General features: G+C 73.2%; 5 protein-coding genes. All 5 read right to left on the minus strand.

What is annotated here, in order from left to right:
- Window positions 1-27: 27 nt before the first annotated feature.
- Window positions 28-213 carry a hypothetical protein gene (locus BIV03_RS11110; RefSeq protein WP_070418034.1) on the minus strand — a complete coding sequence of 62 codons (186 nt, stop codon included), beginning with the start codon at window positions 211-213 and terminating at the stop codon, window positions 28-30.
- 38 nt (window positions 214-251) lie between these two features.
- Window positions 252-668, minus strand: a complete 417-nt coding sequence (locus BIV03_RS11115) for an MFS transporter permease (RefSeq protein WP_071295738.1) — start codon at window positions 666-668, stop codon at window positions 252-254.
- A complete protein-coding gene (locus BIV03_RS11120) occupies window positions 665-1792 on the minus strand; it encodes an Asp23/Gls24 family envelope stress response protein (protein ID WP_071295739.1) in 1128 nt (375 codons plus the stop codon). The genes BIV03_RS11115 and BIV03_RS11120 overlap by 4 nt, the downstream gene beginning before the upstream one ends.
- Before the next feature lie 75 nt (window positions 1793-1867).
- The gene (locus BIV03_RS11125) at window positions 1868-2041 is read right to left on the minus strand and encodes a CsbD family protein (protein ID WP_070418037.1); all 174 of its coding nucleotides are present in this window, start codon (window positions 2039-2041) and stop codon (window positions 1868-1870) included.
- A gap of 87 nt (window positions 2042-2128) precedes the next feature.
- On the minus strand, window positions 2129-2482 hold a 354-nt coding region (locus BIV03_RS11130), incomplete at its 5' end, for a hypothetical protein (RefSeq protein ID WP_175475807.1).

The following is a 2482-nucleotide window of genomic DNA, read 5'->3' on the forward strand; positions in this document are numbered from 1 at the left end:
GTCACGTGCACCGCGCCTCCGGTGGTGTCAGTGCTTGGTCGCCTTGGCGATCTTCTTGCCGAGCTTCTTGCGTGCCTTCCGCGAACGCGGGTCGTTCCACAGCTCGCGCGCGGTCTGGGTCTTCGACTTCTTGTTCACGGGGCGGGTGGCGCGCGCGCCGAACCAGAACCCGATGAAGACGATGGCGCCGATGAGGATGATGCGGTTGCGCATGGGGACTCCTTCGATGGTGGTGCGGGCGGCCGAGGACCTCAGCCGGTGAAGCGGTTCCAGAGCTCCGTGACGATGGGCCACACGTCGCCGGCGCGGTCGGCCGAACCGACGGCCACCAGGACGACCGGGACCGCGGTCACGGCGATGCTGACCAGGACGGCGACCACGACGGCGATCGTCGCCGTGGTGGTGTGCCGTCGGGTGAACGCCAGGAGCAGCAGCCCGAGGACCACGACGGCCCCGAGCAGCGCCACGATCGTCACCCGGACGAACGGGAACGGGACGAGTCCGGCGGTGGTGGCGGTGACCCCGCCGAGGAACCCGACGAGGGGGAGGAACGCACCGAGCAGCGTCCCGAGGACCAGGACGACGCCGATGCCGCTCGCGATCCAGACGCCGCGGGGGCGGGGCCGCCGGACCTTCGTCCGGCGGTTGCCCGACCACGCGGTGGTCACGAGCGGTCCTGGCGGTGCCGACCGGCCTGCGCGTCGGTGTCCGACACGACCGGTGCGTCGGTGTCCGACCCGACCGGTGCGTCGTCAACGGCCGCCTGTGCGGCTGCGTCGGCCGACTCGGCCGCTGCTGCGGCTGCGTCCTCCGCGGCGTCGGCAGCGTCCTCCGCTGCCTCGGCAGCCGCAGCTGCACGATCCGCGGGCGCCGCGGACTCGGTGGCAGCAGGCTCGGTCACGGTGTCGACGACGGCGTCACGTGCGCCGGCCGCGGCGTCCTTCGCCGAGTCGGCGGCGTCCGCTGCCAACTCGGAGGACCGGACGAGCGCCTCCGCTGCCGCGTCCCGGACGTTGCCGGTGGTCTCGGCCGCGCTGTCGACGGCACGCTTCGTGGCGTCGGCGGTCGCGTCGGCCGCACGGCGGGTGGCGTCGGCCGTGGCATCGGCTGCCTTGCCGGCCTGCTCGACGGTGGCCTCCGCGGCGTCGCGGGTGGCGTCGGCGGCCTGTCGAGCGACGTCGGCCGTTGCCTCGGCGGTGCGCTTCGTCACGTCGGCCGTGGCGGACGCGGCGCGCTTCGTGGCGTCCGCGGTGACCGTCGCGGCCTCCTTGAGCGCCTCACCGGTGGCGTCGGTGGCTCGCTTGGTGGCGTCGGCGGTGGCGGTCGCGGCCTGCTTGACCGCGTCGCCGGTGGCCTCTGCCGCGCGGCCGAGCGGCGACTGCTCGTCGTCGAACGGGCCGTGCACGTCCAGCACGCGGACGTCGACGGACGTCGGGACGTCGGAGACCTGGCGCGTGGCCGCGGTCACCTGCTTGCGGACCTCGTCCGCGACGGCGATCACCGGGTGCGGGTAGCTGACGACGACGGAGACCCGCACGCCCAGCGCGCCGTCCTCGTCGTCGACCTGCACCCCAGCGGTGCCGGCGCTGCGGCCGAGCTGCTGCCGGAACTGGTCGGCGGCGCGGGCGGCGATCCCGCCGAGGTGGTGCACGCCGGGGACGCCCAGTGCGGTCTCCGCCGCGGTCCGGGCCACGATCGCCACGGTGCTCGCGTCGTCTGGGAGCGGCTGCGTGAGCTCCGCGGGCAGGGCCACCTCGGTGACCTGTGTGTGCGAATTCGGGTCGTGCTGCATGGTTCCTCCTCGTTCGGTCCGCCGGAACGCGTCGGGGCACTCGACAGGCGAGTGCCCCGACACGGTTCGTGCGTCCTACTTCTTGAAGACGTCCTTGACGTCCTCGCCGGTCTGCTTGACGCTCGCGGCGGCCTGGTCCTTCTGGCCCTCGGCGACCTTCGAGTCGTCGTTCGTGGCCTTGCCGACCGCTTCCTTCGCCTTGCCGGCGAGGTCCTGAGCAGCGTTCTTGATCTTGTCGTCGAGTCCCATGACGGGTCCTTTCATCGGTCGGGCGCGTGCCCGGTGGGTGGTGGTCTGATGGGCCGGGAGGCCCGGGTCACGTCCGGCTGACGGCTGTCAGTGGACGCGGGTGGATTTGGCGAGGGTGGAGCGGGTGCCGCCGGTGAGGTGGACGAGGACCGGGATCTGCCGGCCGAGGGTGCGGTCCAGGACGGTGATGGCCCGGTCGACGGCGGTGAGGACGGTGACGGCGTCGCCGCCGCGGCGGACCGCGACGCGGATGCGTGCGGCGCGTTGCCGGCGGACGAGGTACGTGTCGACGCGGGCGCTGATGACGTCGCGGACGCCGTCGAGTTCGTGGTCGACGACGTCGCGGACGAGGGCGACGTTGACGGTGACCTGGTCGTCGCCGGAGCGTTCCCGGACGGCGACGGACGTGCCGCCCCCACCACGGGTGAACACCCACACCAA

The sequence above is a fragment of the Curtobacterium sp. MCBA15_016 genome (assembly GCF_001865105.1).
Lineage (GTDB): Bacteria > Actinomycetota > Actinomycetes > Actinomycetales > Microbacteriaceae > Curtobacterium.

What these genes read in the sequence shown, in the direction of transcription:
- BIV03_RS11110 (WP_070418034.1), bottom strand. Translation starts at nt 213, where the DNA reads ATGCGCAACCGCATCATCCTCATCGGCGCCATCGTCTTCATCGGGTTC.
- BIV03_RS11120 (WP_071295739.1), bottom strand. Translation starts at nt 1,792, where the DNA reads ATGCAGCACGACCCGAATTCGCACACACAGGTCACCGAGGTGGCCCTG.
- BIV03_RS11125 (WP_070418037.1), bottom strand. Translation starts at nt 2,041, where the DNA reads ATGGGACTCGACGACAAGATCAAGAACGCTGCTCAGGACCTCGCCGGC.